This is a genomic window from Micromonospora sp. CA-248089 (genome assembly GCF_050948515.1).
Taxonomy (GTDB): domain Bacteria; phylum Actinomycetota; class Actinomycetes; order Mycobacteriales; family Micromonosporaceae; genus Micromonospora.
In genome coordinates this window covers 3,561,213-3,578,286 of sequence record NZ_CP192016.1, presented here as the reverse complement: position 1 = coordinate 3,578,286, position 17,074 = coordinate 3,561,213, and the positions used below count along the sequence as shown (strand labels likewise).

11 protein-coding genes are annotated in these 17,074 nt (G+C 75.3%); 9 read left to right on the top strand and 2 right to left on the bottom strand.

Annotation, left to right across the window (positions count from 1 at the left end; genetic code table 11):
• Positions 1-24: 24 nt before the first annotated feature.
• From ACQP26_RS17035 to ACQP26_RS17010, 6 genes are read left to right on the top strand one after another with little or no spacing between them, the layout of a single operon-like run.
• On the top strand, positions 25-3,699 hold the full coding sequence (locus ACQP26_RS17035) for a DUF4132 domain-containing protein (protein ID WP_433493344.1): 3,675 nt from the start codon (positions 25-27) through the stop codon (positions 3,697-3,699).
• The gene (locus tag ACQP26_RS17030) at positions 3,696-4,799 is read left to right on the top strand and encodes an ATP-binding protein (protein ID WP_281577677.1); all 1,104 of its coding nucleotides are present in this window, start codon (positions 3,696-3,698) and stop codon (positions 4,797-4,799) included. The genes ACQP26_RS17035 and ACQP26_RS17030 overlap by 4 nt, the downstream gene beginning before the upstream one ends.
• Positions 4,796-7,096 (top strand): DUF5682 family protein, encoded by a 2,301-nt coding sequence (locus ACQP26_RS17025; protein WP_281577678.1) that lies wholly within the window; start codon positions 4,796-4,798, stop codon positions 7,094-7,096. The genes ACQP26_RS17030 and ACQP26_RS17025 overlap by 4 nt, the downstream gene beginning before the upstream one ends.
• Entirely contained in the window at positions 7,093-8,205 is a 1,113-nt protein-coding gene (locus ACQP26_RS17020) for a VWA domain-containing protein (protein ID WP_433493343.1), read from the top strand. Before ACQP26_RS17025 ends, ACQP26_RS17020 begins: the two co-directional genes overlap by 4 nt.
• 10 nt (positions 8,206-8,215) lie before the next feature.
• Positions 8,216-10,234, top strand: a complete 2,019-nt coding sequence (locus ACQP26_RS17015; RefSeq protein WP_433493342.1) for a hypothetical protein — start codon at positions 8,216-8,218, stop codon at positions 10,232-10,234.
• A gap of 34 nt (positions 10,235-10,268) precedes the next feature.
• Positions 10,269-11,249 carry a DNA polymerase domain-containing protein gene (locus tag ACQP26_RS17010; RefSeq protein WP_281577680.1) on the top strand — a complete coding sequence of 327 codons (981 nt, stop codon included), beginning with the start codon at positions 10,269-10,271 and terminating at the stop codon, positions 11,247-11,249.
• A gap of 4 nt (positions 11,250-11,253) precedes the next feature.
• Here the strand turns inward: ACQP26_RS17010 and ACQP26_RS17005 are convergent, their stop codons facing one another.
• Complete coding sequence (locus ACQP26_RS17005; protein WP_030499924.1) at positions 11,254-11,760, bottom strand: Lrp/AsnC family transcriptional regulator; 507 nt, start codon at positions 11,758-11,760, stop codon at positions 11,254-11,256.
• A gap of 72 nt (positions 11,761-11,832) precedes the next feature.
• Between ACQP26_RS17005 and pdhA the strand changes: the two genes are divergently transcribed.
• From pdhA to ACQP26_RS16990, 3 genes are read left to right on the top strand one after another with little or no spacing between them, the layout of a single operon-like run.
• On the top strand, positions 11,833-13,032 hold the full coding sequence (gene pdhA / locus ACQP26_RS17000) for a pyruvate dehydrogenase (acetyl-transferring) E1 component subunit alpha (RefSeq protein ID WP_433496156.1): 1,200 nt from the start codon (positions 11,833-11,835) through the stop codon (positions 13,030-13,032).
• Positions 13,032-14,036, top strand: a complete 1,005-nt coding sequence (locus ACQP26_RS16995; RefSeq protein WP_433493341.1) for an alpha-ketoacid dehydrogenase subunit beta — start codon at positions 13,032-13,034, stop codon at positions 14,034-14,036. Before pdhA ends, ACQP26_RS16995 begins: the two co-directional genes overlap by 1 nt.
• A 53-nt stretch (positions 14,037-14,089) precedes the next feature.
• Entirely contained in the window at positions 14,090-15,598 is a 1,509-nt protein-coding gene (locus tag ACQP26_RS16990; RefSeq protein WP_433496155.1) for a dihydrolipoamide acetyltransferase family protein, read from the top strand.
• Positions 15,599-15,761: 163 nt separating this feature from the next.
• Here ACQP26_RS16990 and ACQP26_RS16985 read toward each other — a convergent pair whose 3' ends face one another.
• On the bottom strand, positions 15,762-16,910 hold the full coding sequence (locus ACQP26_RS16985) for an IS110 family transposase (RefSeq protein ID WP_433493340.1): 1,149 nt from the start codon (positions 16,908-16,910) through the stop codon (positions 15,762-15,764).
• Positions 16,911-17,074: the final 164 nt, after the last annotated feature.

The following is a 17,074-nucleotide window of genomic DNA, read 5'->3' as shown; positions in this document are numbered from 1 at the left end:
ACTGCGGGCGATCAAGGAGACGGTGTGCGCAGATTCGAGTTCGTGGGCGGCGGTTCGGCCAAGTTCTGGGAGGTCGGGCAGAGCGACACGACGGTGACGGTCCGCTATGGATCGATCGGCTCGCAGGGCCGCACCCAGGTCAAGGAACTGGGTTCGCCGGCCGAGGCCGCCGCGCACGCCGACCGGCTGGTCGCGGAGAAACTGCGCAAGGGGTACGCCGAGACGACAGTCGCGCCCTCGGCCGGGCACACCGGAGCGCCCGCCGTCGAGCCGACTGCGCCGGGTCACGACCCGGAAGCGGCCGGCACCGGTTCGGCCGGCACCGGTTCGGCCGGTAGCGACCCGGCCGGGGCGCTGTCGCCTGCCGGCGAGCTGCCGGACGAGGACGCGTTCGAGGTCCCGGGCGGCTGGCGACGGATACTGATCCCGCGCCGGGACGGCACACCCGGCCCGGCCTTGCCGTCCGCCGCGAAAAGCCGCGCCGCCGGGCGGAAACTGCTGGACTCGCTGGCCGACCATCTCGCCTCCACCGCACGGCTCTCCTTCGATCCGGAGCTGGGCCCGGCGCTGCGTGGCTACCTCGACGGCCGGCCTGGTCCGCTGGGCGGGGCGGCGCTGGTGGCGGCGGTGGGCACGGCGCTGGACTACCGGGTGCGCGACCAGCAGGGGCATGCCCTCGCCGACCTGCTGGTCGCCGACCTCGGCCCGGCCGGTGCGGCGGTCGCCGCGACCGAGCAGATCACCGTGGCGGCCGCCGGACACTCGTCCTCGTTTCCGTTGCGCCGCACCGAGGCGACGAACGCACACGGCTACAGTCACTGGCGACTGCGCCGGTCGGTGATGCGCCGGGTCCGCGCGCACCTCGCGGCAGCCGGTGACGGCGACTACGCCGCGGCCCACGCCGCACTGGCCCCGTACCGGTCCGGGCCGCTTCCGGTGCGGGCGGCCACCTCGTTCCTGCTGCCGACCGAGCGGGAGTGGGTGGCCCGGGACGTGGCCGACGTGGCGCGCGAGGGGGGTCCGCTGCTCGCGGAGCTGCTGCTCTGCGCGGTCGACGACGTGGACGCCGTCCACGCCCTTGAGGGGCAGCAGACGGTCTACCGGCTGATGTACGACCTGGCGCCGATCGTCACCGCCACCGCGGCGGTCGGGTCACCGATCGCGCCGGTGCTGATCGGCTGGTTCGACCACGAGCACGCCGGCGCGGACGCCCGGCAGCGGCTGGTGTCACTGCTGGCGGCCCTGCCCGGTGACGAGCCGATGGCGGCGCTGCTCGACCGGCTGGACCGCAGGTACGTCCCGCCCGCGGTGACGGAGATGCTGCGCCGTTTCCCGGTGCGCGGCGTGCGCCTGCTGTCCGCCGCCGCCGAGGGGCGCAGCCCGGCCGCGCGGGAGGCCGCCACCCTGCTGCGCGCGCACGTGCTGGCCAACCCGGCCGCTGTCGAGGCCGCGCTGCCGGCGCTGGACCCGCCGCAGCGGGAAAGGGTCGAGCGGATCCGCGACGACGCGTCCGCGCTGCCGGTCGCCGCGCCGGACCGCCTGCCGCCGGTGCTCGTGACGCCGCCCTGGTCGGTCCGGCGCCCACGAGCCACCCCGCCCGTGGTGGACGGCCTGGAGCGGCCCGCCGGGTCCGCCATGGACTGGCTGCCGGGCGAGCGGGAACGGTGGGCGGCGGTCGTGCCCCGCTGGTCCGGCTACTGGAACGGGAACGACCTGAGCGTGCTGGCCGCGAAGATCGCCGCCGGGCGGGCCGACTCGCGTGAACAGATCTACTTCTTCGTCCGGGCGACCGGGGAACTGGCCCGGCCGCTGCTGCCGGCCTGGCGGCCCGACGAGTCCTGGGGCGCCGACGAGTGGATGTCCCGCCTCGTCGGCCGGTACGAGTTGGACGCGCTGCCCACCGCGCTGCACCTGGCTCGCACCGCGCCGAAGAGCGTCGGCGAGGTGCTGCTGCCGTACGCCGACGGTGAGGTGGCCGACCTGGTGGCCGACTGGCTCGACCGGCTCAAGTCGGCCCGCCCGGTCGCCCGGTCCTGGCTGCGGCGGCACCCGGAGTACGCCGTGCGGGCGCTGCTGCCGGCGGCCCTGGGCACGCCCGGCCCGCGCCGCCGGGCCGCCGAGCGGGCGCTGCGCCTGGTCGCCGCGGAGCACCGCGAGGTGCTCCTGGGCGTGGCCCGCGAGCACGGCGAGGAGGCGCTCGCCGCCGCCACGGCGATGCTCGACGCCGACCCGCTGGCCCAGCTTCCGGCCCGGATGCCGAGCCTGCCGGTGTGGCTGGACCCGGCGGTGCTGCCGCACGTGCTGCTGCGGGACCGCTCGGCCGCGCTGCCCGCCGATGCCGTCCGCCACCTCTGCACCATGCTCGCCATCTCCCCGCCCGGCGAGCCGTACCCGGGGGTGGAGATCGTCCGCACGGCCTGTGACACCGACTCGCTGGCGGAGTTCGCCTGGGCGCTGTTCGAGTGCTGGCAGGGCGCCGGCGCGCCGTCGAAGGACGCCTGGGCGTTCACCGGGCTCGGGCTGCTCGGCGACGACTCGACCGCGCGGCGGCTCGCGCCGCTGGTCCGGGCCTGGCCGGGTGAGAGCCAGCACACCCGGGCGGTGACCGGCCTGGAGGTGCTGGCGCAGATCGGCACCGACGTAGCGCTGATGCACCTCTACGGCATCTCGCAAAAGGTGAAGTTCCGGGGCCTGCGGGAGCAGGCGGCGCGCAAGGTCACCGAGGTCGCCGAAGGGCTGGGCCTGACGCCCGAGCAGCTCGGTGACCGGCTGGTGCCCGACCTCGGGCTGGACGCCGACGGCAGCCTGGTCCTCGACTACGGGCCGCGCCGGTTCACCGTCGGCTTCGACGAGCAGCTCAAGCCGTACGTGGTGGACGGCGCGGGGGCCCGCCGCAAGGACCTGCCCAAGCCCGGCGCCCGGGACGACGCCACGCTGGCGCCCGCCGCGCACAAGCGCTTCGCCGGCCTGAAGAAGGACGTCCGTACGCTCGCCGCCGACCAGATCCGCCGCTTCGAGACGGCGATGGTGACCGGGCGGCGCTGGCCGGCCGCGGACTTCCGCCGCTACTTCCTGTCCCACCCGTTGCTCTGGCACGTCGTCCGACGGCTGGTCTGGGCCACAGTGGACGGCTCCGGTCAGGTGGGCACCGCGTTCCGGGTGGCCGAGGACCGCACGCTCGCCGACGTCGACGACGAGACGTACGCGCTGCCTGATGACGCCACCGTCACCATCGCGCACCCGCTGCACCTCGGCGCGGCGGTGCCGGCCTGGGCGGAGGTCTTCGCCGACTACGAGATCCTCCAGCCGTTCCCGCAACTCGGCCGCGAGGTCTTCCACCTGGACGAGGCCGAGCGCACGGAGAAACTGCTGCACCGGCACATGGGCGTCACGGTCCCGGCCGGGCGGCTGCTCAGCCTGGAACGGCGGGGCTGGCGGCGCGGCACACCGCAGGACGCCGGCATCCAGAGCTGGCTGGAGCGCGAGGTCCCCGGCGGCCGGGCCGTGGTGATCGACCTCGACCCCGGCATCGCGGTCGGAATCGTCGACATGTTCCCCGACCAGAAGATCGAGGCGGTCTGGGTCAACGACGTGCCGTACGGCGACTGGTTCCAGCGCGGCGGCAAGGTCCGCCTGCGCGACCTGGACGACGTCACCGTCTCCGAGGTGCTGCGCGACCTGGCGGAGGTGACCCGGTGACCGCGCTCGACCCGGCCGTCGAGCGGGCCCAGCGTCCCCCGGCCGAGGTGCGGTACGCCGACGAGCTGGCCGCGCTGGCCGCGAACGACAACGACCCACGCCCGCCGGGCTGGCGGCTGAGCCTGCGCGCCGCGCGCCGGTTCATCCTCGGTGACCCGGCGGCCGGGATCCGGCGCAAGTTCGTCGGCGACCCGTCGCTGATCGACCGGGCACTGGTGGCGCTGGCGACCAGCCGCGGCCTGATGCTCGTGGGCGAGCCCGGCACCGCCAAGTCGTTGCTGTCCGAACTGCTCGCCGCCGCGGTCAGCGGCGACTCCACGCTCACCATCCAGGGCGGCGCGGCCACCACCGAGGACCAGATCCGCTACTCGTGGAACTACGCGCTGCTGGTCGCCGACGGCCCGTCGCCGCGTGCGCTGGTGCCGGCGCCGCTGCTGCGCGGCATGGCCGAGGGGCGGGTGGTCCGCTTCGAGGAGATCACCCGCTGCCCGCTGGAGGTGCAGGACTGCCTGCTGTCCCCGCTGTCGGACCGGGTCCTCGCCATTCCGGAGCTGCCGGGCGCCGACGCCATGGTGTTCGCCCGCGAGGGCTTCAACGTGATCGCCACCGCGAACACCCGGGACCGGGGCGTCAACGAGATGAGCGCCGCGATGAAGCGGCGGTTCAACTTCGAGACCGTCTTCCCGATTCCCGACCTCGGCACCGAGCTGGAGCTGGTCGAGGCCGAGGCGGGCGAGCTGCTGCGGCGCTCCGGCGTGACCGCGCCACCCCGGCGGGACCTGCTGGAGGTGCTGGTGACCACGTTCCGGGAGCTGCGGACCGGGATCACCGAACGCGGCGACGCGATGGAGCGGCTGTCGGCGGTGATGAGCACCGCCGAGGCGGTCTCGGTGGCGCACGCGGTCGGGCTGCGCGGCTGGTTCCTGCGCGGTGAGCCCGGCGACGCCGCCGACCTGGTGGCCTGCCTGGCCGGCACCGCCGCGAAGGACGACGCGGAGGACCTGGCCCGGCTGCGGCGATACCTGGAGCAGCAGGTGTCGCGACGCTCCGGCGCGCAGTGGCGGGCGGTGCACGACGCCCGGCACCTGCTGCCCGGGTGAGCGCCGTCGAGGCGCCCGGCGGCGTCACGTTCCTCGGCGTCCGGCACCACAGCCCGGCCTGCGCCCGGCTGGTCGCCGCCACGGTGGCGCGGCTGCGCCCGGCGTACGTGCTGGTGGAGGGGCCGGCGGACCTGAACGGGCGGATGGACGAGCTGCTGCTCGACCACCAGCTGCCGATCGCCGTGTTCACCGCGCACCGCGACGGCATGCGGCGGCACGCCTCTTGGAGCCCCTTCTGCGCGTACTCGCCGGAGTGGGTGGCGCTGACCGCCGGGCGGGAGGTGGGCGCGCAGCTGCGCTTCATCGACCTGCCCGCGTGGCATCCCGCGCTGTCCGACCGCGCCAACCGGTACGCCGACGCCGACGAGCGGTACGCCGAGGCGGTCCGCCGGCTGTGCGCCACCCTCGCCGTGGACAACGTGGACGCGCTCTGGGACCACCTGTTCGAGATCGGTCCGGACGACGGGCTGGCCGAGCGCCTCGACACGTACTTCGACCTGCTGCGCGGCGAGTCGGCGGCGGGGGATGACGACACCGCCCGGGAGGCGTACATGGCCCGCTGGGTACGCGCCGCCCGGCGCCGGGCCGCCGGCCGGCCGGTGCTGGTGGTGACCGGCGGTTTCCACCGTCCCGCCCTGGTCCGGCTCACCGCCGGCGACGACGCAGCGGACGACGACTGGCCGGAGGTCCCCGCCCCCGCACCGGACGCGGTGGCGGGCAGCTACCTCGTGCCGTACTCGTTCCGGCGCCTCGACGCCTTCGTCGGCTACCAGTCCGGCATGCCCTCCCCGGCGTACTACCAGCGGGTCTGGGAGGACGGCCCGCGCCGGGCCGCGGAGGCGCTCACCGAGGCGGTGGCGGCCCGGCTGCGCGCCCGGCGGCAGCCGGTCTCCACCGCCGACCTGATCGCCGCCCGGAGCATGGCCGGCGGCTTGGCCCGGCTGCGCGGCCACGCCCACCCGGGCCGGGTCGACGTGCTCGACGCTCTGGTGTCCGCGCTGGTCACCGACGCGCTCGACCAGCCGCTGCCGTGGGCGACCCGGGGCACCCTGGCACCCGGCGCCCACCCGGTGGTGGTGGAGATGGTCGCAGCGCTCAGCGGTGACCGGGTCGGTCGGCTGCACCCGGACACGCCGCTGCCGCCGCTCGTGCACGACGTCGACGCCGAGCTGGCACGGCACCGGATCGATCCGCACGAGACGGTCGAGCTGGACCTGACCGACGCCGCCGACCTGGCCCGCAGCCGCCTGCTGCACCGGCTGCGGCTGCTCGACGTGCCCGGCCACACCCGCGACAGCGGCCCGCGCGTGGGCGCGGACGCGCTGCTCACCGAACGCTGGTCGCCCGCGCCGTCGGCGGACCGGCTCGCCCGGGTGATCGAGGCCGGTGGGTACGGGCCGACCGTCACCGACGCCGTCACCGCCCGGATCGAGGAACGGGTGACGCTGCTCGGCGCAGACGTCGACGCGCTCGCCACGACGCTGTTCGACACCGCGCTGGCCGGGCTGCCCGAGCACTCCACCCGCACGCTCACCGCGATCGCCCGCGCCACCGGCGGGGTCACCGACCTGCGGGCGCTGGGCCGGGCGCTCGCAGTGGCGCTGGCGCTGTGGCGGCACGACCGGCTGCTCGGCAGCGCCGGGACGGCCCCGCTGGGCGCGCTGATCACCGCCGCCGTACGCCGGGCGCTCTGGCTCGTCGAGGGCGTGCGCGCCGCTGCCGCCCCGGCCGACCCGGGACGGCTCACCGTGCTCGTCGCGGTCCGGGACGCGGTCCGCCACGCCGGCCCGGCGCTCGGGCTCGACCGGGACGGCGTGCTGGCAGTGGCCGGGCGGGTGGCGGCCGACGCGGCGGCCCCGCCGGACCTGCGCGGCGCGGCGCTGGGCCTGACCTGGTCGCTGGGGGACGTGCCGGACGTCGCCCGCGCGGTCCGGGCGGTGGCCGCGCCGGACATGCTCGGCGACTGGCTGGGCGGGCTGTTCGCACTGGCCCGGGAGGAGGTGGTGGCGGGCGACGCGGCACTGCTGACCGTGGTGGACGAGCTGCTCGCCTCGATGGGCGCGCACGACTTCCTGGTGGCGCTGCCGGCGTTGCGGCAGGCGTTCGGCTGGTTCCCGCCCCGGGAACGGGCCGAGGTGGCCCGGCACGTGCAGACGCTGCGCGGCGGCGACGCGCCGCCCGGTGACCTGCTGCGGCTGGACGCCGACCCGCTGCTGGTGGCCGCCGCCCGCGCGGTGGAAGAGCGGGTCGACGCGGTGCTGACCCGGGAAGGCCTGTGGGAGGGGGACGGAACGTGAGCGACCCGATGCGGGAACGCTGGCGGCTGGTGCTCGGCGACGCCGCACAGGACAGCCTGGGCGGTCTGTCGGCCGACGCGGCCGGCCGGGACGCGGCGCTGGACTGGCTCTACGGCCGCGACGCCGAACTGGGCCGCCGCGACGTGCGGCGCGGCGGGTCCGGCCCGTCCGTGCTGACCACTGTGGACTGGCTCGACGGGATCACCCGGCTGTTCCCGAAGGAGACGGTGCAACGGCTGGAGCGCGACGCGGTCGAGCGGTACGGCATCCACGAGGTCGTCACCGACCCGGCGGTGCTGGCCCGGGTCGAGCCGAATCCGGCGCTGCTGCGCGCGGTGCTGCGCACCAAACACCTGATGAACCCGGACGTGCTGCGGCTGGCCCGGAAACTTGTCGAGGCGGTGGTGCGGCAGCTCGTCGAACGGCTGGCCGCGGAGGTGCGGCAGTCGTTCTCCGGGCCCCGGGCGCGCCGCCCCAGCCGTTTCCGGCAGGCCCGCAACTTCGACGTCCGGCGCACCATCCGGGCAAACCTGGCGCACTGGCGGCCGGACGAGCGCCGCCTGCACGTACGGCAGCCGCACTTCTTCTCCCGTACCCGCCGCCACCTGGACCGCTGGCAGGTGATCCTGCTGGTGGACCAGTCCGGTTCGATGCTCGGCTCGGTGATCCACGCCGCGGTGACCGCCGCCTGCCTGTGGGGGCTGCCGGGCGTCCGCACCCATCTGGTCGCCTTCGACACCGACGTGGTCGACCTGACCTCCGACGTGGACGACCCGGTGGAGCTGCTGATGAAGGTGCAGCTCGGCGGCGGCACCGACATCGCCCGCGCGGTCGCGTACGGCGCGCAGCTGGTGGAGAACCCGCGCCGGACCATCGTCGCGCTGGTGTCCGACTTCTACGAGGGCGGCGACGCCGGGCGGCTGGTCCGGTCGGTGCGGCAGCTCGTGGAGCAGGGCACGCACGTGCTGGCCCTCGCGGCGCTGGACGAGGAGGCCGACCCGGCGTACGACAGGGCCACCGCCCAGCGGCTCGCGGACGTGGGCGCGGCGGTAGGCGCGATGACGCCCGGCGAGCTGGCCGCGTTCGTGGCCGAGCACGTGGGCCGGTAGGGGGACCGCCATGACCCGCGAGGATCTGATCGCGCTCACCCCGGACGTGCTCGCCGCGCTGAGCAACAGGGGCCTGGTGAAGCGCGCCACCAGGGAGGTCGACGCCGGCGAGCGCCCCGCGCTCACCGTGGACGCCGACGGCGCGGTGCGTGCCGCGTACCCGGACGGGGTGACGGCGACGCTGCCCGCGGGCGCCGGCCTGGCAGCCGGGAGCTGCACCTGCCCGGCGCCCGGCGTGTGCCGGCACCTGCTCGCTGTCGTGCTGACCTACCAGCGCACGCACGGAGAGGCCCCGGGCCGCGAGGCCGCGCCCGACCGGAACGCCGGGCCGGGCCACGACGCCCCGCCCGGCCGGGAGGATGCCGGAGGCGAGCCGTGGCGCTGGTCGCCGGGCGACGTCACCGACGAGGAACTGGCCGCCGCGATCGGTGCCCCCGCGCTCGCCGCCGCGCAGCGGCGCCGTCGGCGCGGCTACACCGCCGTGGTCCACCGGCCCGACGCCGCCGACCCGGTCCCGCGCGTGGAGCTGCCCACCGGCACGGTCCGCTTCCTGATACCGCGCCAGGTCGGGTACGCGCGCGGCGACGCGGCCGACGACGGCGGCGAGGCGATCGCCCTCGCGGTGTGGGCGTGCCGGACGGCCGACCGGGAGCAGCCGGACCGCCCCGAGGCGCAGGTACGCGTCGGCGGCGCGGCCACCGTGACGGACCATCCGGCGCTGGACGCGGCGGTGGCGCTGGCCGCCGACGTGCTGCTGACCGGGGCCGCGCACCTGGGCTCCGGTGTGGACGCCCGGCTGGCGGCGGCTCGGCGCGACCTCGACGCGGCAGGTCTGCGCTGGCCGCTGCTGGCGGTGGAGGACCTGACCGGGCAGCTGGGGGCGTACGCGGCGCGCGGCGCCCGCTACCGGCCGGAGACCCTCGCCGACCTGCTCGCCGAACTGCCCGCCCGGCGGCGCGCGGTCGTCAACGCCGGCGCCACCCCACCGGAGCGGGTGCTCGGCACCCACGAGCCGGCGGAGACGCCGCTGCGGCGGGTGCGCCTGACCGGCCTCGGCGCCCGGGTCCGTGAGAGCGGCGGCGAGGTGGGTGTGGACGTGGTGCTCGCCCACCCGGCGGCCGTCTCCGTGCTGGTGCTGCGCCGCGCCTACTCCGTCACCGACGACGGCACGCCGCCCGGCCACGAGCTGGCCGGGCGGCGGGTCACCGGCACCACGCTCGGCGCGCTGGCCACCGGCAATGTGGTCTCCGAGTCGGCGGTGCGCAGCGCCGCGCATCAGCTCCGGTTCGCCGCCGGGCGGCTGGCCCGCACCACAGTCACCCCCGGCACCGGGTCGTGGTCCGAGCTGCCGCCCGGCCTGCTCACCGGCGACCCGGACGCGCTCGCCGCCGAGCTGGCCGGTCGGCCACCCCGGCTGCTGCGCCCCCGCACCGCCGCCGAGTCGGTGCGGGTCCTGGCGCTCGGCGAGGTGCGCGCCATCGGGTACGCGGCCGGCGAGCAGCGCCTGCACGCCACGGTGGCCGGGGCCGACGGCGGCACGGCGACGATCACCGCCACCCACCACGCCGCCGCCCCGGGCGCACTCGACGCGCTCGCGGCGGCGCTGGACGGCACGCACGGGCCGCCGCGCTTCGTCAGCGGGACGGTCCGCCGGGGCGCCGACGGGCTGGTCGTCGAGCCGCTGGCGGTGGTCGCCGACGCGGTGGTCGTACCCGATCTGGCACCCGGAGTGGGCGACGGCCGGCCGGCCGGCGCGGTAGGCGCCCGGCCCGACCCGGTCGCGGCTGTCCTCGGTACGGCGTCGGCGCTGCTCGCCCAGGCCGCGCACACCGGACTGCGGCACCTGCCGGCGGGCTTCCCGGACCGGCTGCGCGCGACGGCCGCCACGCTCGGCGGAGCCGGCCTGGAGCGTTGCGGCGCGACGCTGGCCGGGCTGGCGGCGACGCTCGGCGCCGACCCCGGCGAACCGGCGGTGCGGGCCTGGGTGGACGCCTGGATCCGGTTGTCCGTCACGGCGGAGTCCCGGTGAGCCGGTCCCCACCGGGGGAAAGGATCGCTACGGTGTGACGGTGGCGACCACGGCGGCGCAGGAGATCCAGGTGGGGGAGCGGCTGGTCCGCGTCTCCAGCCCCGACAAGCCCTACTTCCCGGAGCGCGGGCTGACCAAGCTGGACGTGATCAGCTACTTCCTGTCCGTCGGCGACGGCATCCTGCGCGCGCTGCGGGACCGGCCGACCATGCTGGAACGCTGGCCGCGCGGCGTGTTCGAGGGCGCCAAGGTGGCCACCCGGCAGACCAACAAGGGCGACGCGTTCTACCAGAAGCGGCTCCCGGCCGGCGCGCCCGACTGGGTCCGCACCGCCCACATCACGTTCCCGAGTGGCCGTACCGCCGACGAGGTGGCCCCGAGCGAGCTGGCCGTGGTGATCTGGGCGGCCAACCTGGGCACGCTGCGGTTCCACCCGTGGCCGGTGTCGAAGGACGACGTGGAGCACCCCGACCAGCTGCGCATCGACCTCGACCCGATGCCGGGCGTCGACTTCGCGCAGGTGGTGCCGGTGGCGCACGAGGTACGCGCGTTCCTGGCCGAGCTGGGCCTGGAGGGCTTCCCCAAGACCACCGGCGGGCGCGGCATCCACGTGTACGTCTCGATCGAGCCGCGCTGGAGCTTCGGCGAGTGCCGGCGGGCGGTGCTCGCGCTCGGCCTGGAGATGCAGCGCCGCCTGCCCGACCTGGTCACCACCACCTGGTGGCGCGACCAGCGGGACCGGCCGGTCTTCGTCGACTACAACCAGATGGCCCGCGACCACACCATGACCTCGGCGTACTCGATCCGGCCGACGCCCGCCGCGCTGGTCTCCGCGCCGCTGGACTGGTCCGAACTGGACGACGCGCGCCCGGAGGACTTCGACGTGCTCAGCATGCCCGAGCGGTTCGCCGGGCGCGGCGACCCGCACGCCGGGCTGGACGGGCGGCGGTACTCGCTGGAACCCCTGCTGGAGCGGGCCGACGCCGAAGGGCTGGAGCCGCCGCCGGAACGCTGACCGGTCAGTCCCAGGGGCTCTGCGTGCCGTCGAACTCCTCGAACACCAGCCAGGTACGTGTGGACAGCACCCCGGCGATGCTCTGCACCCGGTCCAGCACCACGTCCCGCAGCGTCGCGTTGTCCGGCGCCCGGACCAGCGCGAGGACGTCGTGCTCTCCGCTGAGCAGCGCCGCGTGCTCGATGTAGCGCACCCGGGCCAGCTCGGCGGAGACCTCCCGCCAGGTGTTCTGCTCGATGGTCAGCGCGATGTACGCCGACGTGCCCAGCCCGGCCGGCTCCGGCGCCACCCGCGCGGTGAACCCGGTCAGCACCCCGTCGCGCAGCAGCCGCTCCACCCGGGCGTACGCGTTGGTGCGCGAGACGTGCACCCGTTCGGCGAGCGTACGGATCGACGTGCGGGCGTCGCGGACCAGTTCGCGCAGGATCCGCCGGTCCACCTCGTCGAGCGGCCCGGCCGAACGTCCCGTTCCGCCCGCCGCGCCCGGTGTGGTGCCGGTCTCCTGGCTCACCTCAGCCGCCCTCCCGTGCCATTCGTCCCGCGTTCATCCCGCATGTTGAGTCAATCATCCACGACCGGGAGCATAGGGCCACCACACGTCCAGGAGGTCCCCGCCGTGACGACCACACCCCAGGCGGTCCGCAGGGCATCCCCGCGCACCCGCCGGAAGACCACCCCGGCCGCACCCGACCCGTCGGCCGGCTTCATGCCGCAGGCCGAACCGGTCCGGCTGCTCGAATCCGACGGGACCCCGCTGCCGGCCCGCGACGACTACCCGGAGCCGCCGGTCGAGACGCTGCGCGAGATGTACCGGCGCATGGTCGTCGGCCGCCGCTTCGACGTGCAGGCCACCGCGCTCACCAAGCAGGGCCGCCTCGCCGTCTACCCGTCCGCGCGCGGCCAGGAGGCGTGCCAGATCGGCGGCGTCCTCGCGCTGCGCGACACCGACTGGGTGTTCCCCACCTACCGCGAGTCGATGGCGCTGACCGCGCGCGGCCTCGACCCGGTCGAGGTGCTCACGCTGCTGCGCGGCGACTGGCACTGCGGGTACGACCCGGCCGTCACCCGCACCGCGCCGCAGTGCACCCCCCTGGCGACCCAGTGCGTGCACGCCGCCGGGCTGGCCTACGGCGAGTCGTACCAGGGCCGCGACACCGTGGCGCTGGCGTTCATCGGCGACGGCGCCACCAGCGAGGGCGACTTCCACGAGGGCATCAACTTCGCCGCCGTGTTCAAGGCCCCGGTGGTCTACCTGGTGCAGAACAACAAGTACGCGATCAGCGTGCCGCTGTCCCGGCAGACCGCCGCGCCGAGCCTCGCGTACAAGGGCGTCGGCTACGGCGTACCCAGCGAGCAGGTCGACGGCAACGACCCGGTGGCCGTGCTCGTGGTGCTGGAGCGCGCCGTCGCGCACGCCCGCGCCGGCAAGGGCCCCTACCTGGTCGAGGCCCACACGTACCGGATGGAGCCGCACACCAACGCCGACGACCAGACCCGCTACCGCGACGCCGACGAGGTCGAGGCGTGGCGCGACCGCGACCCGATCGCCCGGCTCGAGGCGTACCTGCGGGCCAAGGGCGTGCTCGACGACGCCGCCGTCGCGGCGATCGCCGACGAGGCCGAGGAGTACGCCGCCGCGCTGCGCCGCCGGATGGACGCCCACCCGACCGTGGACCCGCTGAGCCTGTTCGACCACGTGTACGCGGAGCCGACGCCGCAACTCGTCGAGCAGCGCGAGATGGTCCGGGCCGAGCTGGCCGCCGACGCGGAGGGGGACGCCTGATGGCCACCATGACCATGGCGAAGGCGCTCAACGCCGCGCTCGCCGACGCGATGCTCGACGACGAGCGGGTCGTCGTCTTCGGTGAGGACGTCGGCCAGCTCGGCGGCGTCTTCCGGATCACCGACGGGCTCCAGGCCCGCTTCGGCGACAAGCGCTGCTTCGACACCCCGCTCGCGGAGGCCGGCATCGTCGGGTTCGCCGTCGGCCTGGCCATGTCCGGGCTGCGGCCGGTGGTCGAGATGCAGTTCGACGCGTTCGCGTACCCGGCGTTCGAACAGATCGCCTCGCACGTGGCGAAGCTGCGCAACCGCACCCGCGGCGCGCTGAGCGTGCCGATCGTCATCCGCGTGCCGTACGCCGGTGGCATCGGCGGCGTCGAGCACCACTGCGACTCGTCCGAGGCGTACTACGCGCACACCCCCGGCCTGAAGGTGGTCACCCCCGCCACCGTGGACGACGCGTACTCGCTGCTGCGCGCCGCCATCGACGACCCGGACCCGGTGGTGTTCCTGGAGCCCAAGAAGCTCTACTTCACCAGCGCCGAGGCGGACCTGCCGGCCCGTACCGCGCCGATCGGCAGCGCCGTGGTGCGCCGCCCCGGCACCGACGCCACCCTGATCGCGTACGGCCCGGCGGTGCCGATCGCGCTGGCCGCCGCCGAGGCCGCCCGCGAGGAGGGCTGGGACCTCGAGGTCGTCGACGTACGCAGCATCGTGCCGTTCGACGACGCCACAGTCACCGCCTCGGTCCGCCGTACCGGCCGGTGCGTGGTGATCCAGGAGGCGCAGGGCTTCGCCGGTGTCGGCGCAGAGATCGCCGCCCGGGTGCAGGAACGCTGCTTCCACGCGCTGCACGCCCCGGTGCTGCGGGTGTCCGGGCTGGACATCCCGTACCCGGCGCCGATGCTGGAGCACACCCACCTGCCCTCGGTCGACCGGGTGCTGGACACCGTGGCCCGCCTGCAGTGGGACGACCAGCCCGACACGCGGTGGGTGGCGGCATGAGCGAACGCACCGAGCGGAGCGAGGGCCGTGAGGGCATGCCCGGTCAGCGCGGCATGAGCACGGCTGTGGGAACCCGGGACTTCCTTCTTCCCGACCTCGGGGAAGGGCTCAGCGAGGCGGAGATCGTCGAGTGGCGGGTCGCCGTCGGCGACGTGGTCACCGTGGACCAGAGCGTGGTCGAGGTGGAGACCGCCAAGGCCGTCGTCGACGTGCCCTGCCCGTACGCCGGACGGGTCGTGGCCCTGCACGGCGCGGCCGGTGAGGTCCGCCCGGTGGGTCAGCCGCTGATCACCATCGCCCCGCTCGACGACGCACCCGACCCGCACGCCACCTACCGCGAGGAGGAGCGGGCCGGGTCCGGCAACGTCCTGATCGGCTACGGCACAGGGCACGGCGGCTCGGGCCGACGGAGGCGTCGGCCGCGGCTGGCGCTCGCGCCCGAGCCCGGCGCGCCCGCCTCGGCGGACTCCTCGGCCGTGACCGGCTCCGCGTCCAGCCCGGTGGCCGTGACTGGCTCTTCGGTTTCGGCGGGTCCGGCTCCGGCTGGCTCGTCGGTTCCGGCGGGTGCTCCCGCCCTGGCGGGACCGCCGGCCCCGGGCGGCCTGTCCGCGTCGGCGGGCCGGGCGGCCGCTGCGGAGGCGGCCGGCGGATCGGCGGCGCCGTTGGTCATCTCGCCGATCGTGCGGCGGCTGGCGAAGGAGCACGGCATCGACCTGGCGTCGCTGCGCGGCACCGGGCCGGGCGGCGTGATCCGCCGGGCCGACCTGGACGCCGCCGTGGCCGCCTCCACCACCGCCGCCTCGGCGGCCCGGCTGGCAGCGGTGCCGGACGCCCCGGCCGCCCACGTCGGGCTCGCCCCGGCCGGCGACGGTGACACGGTCATCCCGCTCACCGGCATCCGCAAGGTGATCGCCGACAAGCTCTCCCGCAGCCGCCGGGAGATCCCCGAGGTGACCATCTGGGTCGACGTGGACGCCACCGGCCTGCTGGAGACGCGCGCCGCGATCAACGCCGCCACGCCGGAGGCACCGGTGAGCATCCTGGCCCTGCTGGCCCGGATCTGCCTCAGCGGCCTGCGGAAGTTCCCGCAGCTCAACGCGCACGTCGACACCGAGGGGCAGCGGATCATCCAGTCTGCGGGCGTGCACCTGGGCATCGCCGCGCAGACCGACAGGGGCCTGGTCGTCCCGGTGCTGCGCGACGCGCAGCGGCTCACCACCCGGGAACTGGCCGCCGCGCTCGCCGAGACCACGGCGGCGGCCCGGGCCGGCACGCTGCCGCCGGCGCGGCTGACCGGCGGGACGTTCACCCTCAACAACTACGGCGTGTTCGGCGTGGACGGCTCCACACCGATCATCAACCACCCGGAGGCGGCGCTGCTCGGCGTCGGCCGGATCGTCGACAAGCCGTGGGTGGTGGACGGGCAGCTCGCCGTCCGCAAGGTGACCCAGATCAGCCTCACCTTCGACCACCGCGTGTGTGACGGTGGCGTGGCGGGCGGCTTCCTGCGCCACGTGGCCGACTGCGTCGAGCAACCCGCCCTCCTGGTCGCCAACGTCTGACCCCCGCCCTCCCGGCACCCGGCCCCGGCCCTCCCCACAGAGGACCGGGGCCGCGCCCGTCCTCCTCCGCCCGCCCGCCCGCGATCTTGCACTTGCGGCCCGTGATGTGCCCGATTCGCACCCTTCTCCAGGGCCGCAACTGCAAGATCTGTGAAGGTGTTTGTCAAGCGTTGGTTTCGAGGGTGCGCCAGATTTGGCGGGCTTTGTAGCGTTTGAGGCTGCGGGTGATTTCGGCTGGGGTGCGGCCTTCGGTGGTGCGGCGTTCGACGTAGTCCTTGGTGGGTTGGTGGCATCGTTGGCGGGTTTTCGCGATGGTGTGTAGGGCGGCGTTGAGGGTGCGGTCGCCGCCTCGGTTGAGGCGGTGGCGGATGGTGCGTCCGGAGTTGGCGGGGACGGGGCTGGCGCCGGCGAGTGAGGCGAAGGCGGCTTCGTTGCGGAACCGGCCGGGGTGTGACCAGGCGGTCAGTGCGATCGCGGCGGTGACGGGGCCGATCCCGGGTTGGTCGAGCAGGGTGGGGCAGAGCTTGTCGACCAGGGTGCGGATCTCGGTGAGGTTGGCTTTCAGGAGCTTCTCGAGGGTCAGGATCTGCTCGGCCAGGGCTGCCAGTTGAGTGCGGCGCAGTCGGTCAAGTCCGCTGCCGCTGCCGCTGCCGCTGCCGGTGCCGCTGCCGCTGCTGGTGCCGCTGCCGCTGCCGGTGCCGCTGCCGCTGCCGCTGCCGCTGCCGGTGCCGGTGGTGAGGGTGGTGGCGTGTTGGACCTGCCGCAGGGTGTTCAGTCCGCGCATCTGTGTGCGTAGATCGTCGTCGGCGGTGAGGATCAGCGATTTGAACAGGTTGATGGTGGCGGTGCGGGTGTCGCTGTAGTGGCGGCGGCAGACGTGCAGCAGGCGCAGGGCTTCCCGGTCGCCGTCGGCGCGGGGCGTGGCGACGTGGTCGGCGGCCAGCACCGCGCGAGCGGCGTGCACGGCGTCCAACGCGTCGGACTTGCCGCCTCGCCGACGGCGTCCGGCAGCGGGTTTGGGTGCTTCCAGGACGTCCTCACCCGCGGCGCGCAGGACACGCAGCAGACCGACCCCGTGACACCGGGCGCCGTCCAGGGCCCAGGCCCGCCGGCCCGTTCCCAGCCCGGTCGTCTGCCGCCCGGCCCAGGCCAGCAGAACAGCGGCGCCGTCGGCGGTGGCCGGCACGGTGATCTCGGCCAGCACTGTCCCGACCGGGGTGAGCACCGCGGCGGTGTGCGTATCGGTATGGGTATCCACACCGATGACCGCGTCAACACGGCCGGCCAGACGATCTGCCAGGATGGAAGGCACGGACGGTTCTCCCTTGCACGGGACGACGTTCGGACGGCGTCGGCCCGGGAGACGATCACCCGGCGGCACATCTGTGATGAGTCACGCGACACCAATCGCGGACAGGCTTCTGATCAGGCCAGCAAGGTGGGCCGGGCCGACGCCGGCAACCCACGAGGACAGGT

Excerpts from the sequence above, each read along its gene's own strand:
- ACQP26_RS16995 (WP_433493341.1), top strand. The coding sequence starts at position 13,032 with ATGGCCACCATGACCATGGCGAAGGCGCTCAACGCCGCGCTCGCCGAC.
- ACQP26_RS17015 (WP_433493342.1), top strand. The coding sequence starts at position 8,216 with ATGACCCGCGAGGATCTGATCGCGCTCACCCCGGACGTGCTCGCCGCG.
- ACQP26_RS16990 (WP_433496155.1), top strand. The coding sequence starts at position 14,090 with ATGAGCACGGCTGTGGGAACCCGGGACTTCCTTCTTCCCGACCTCGGG.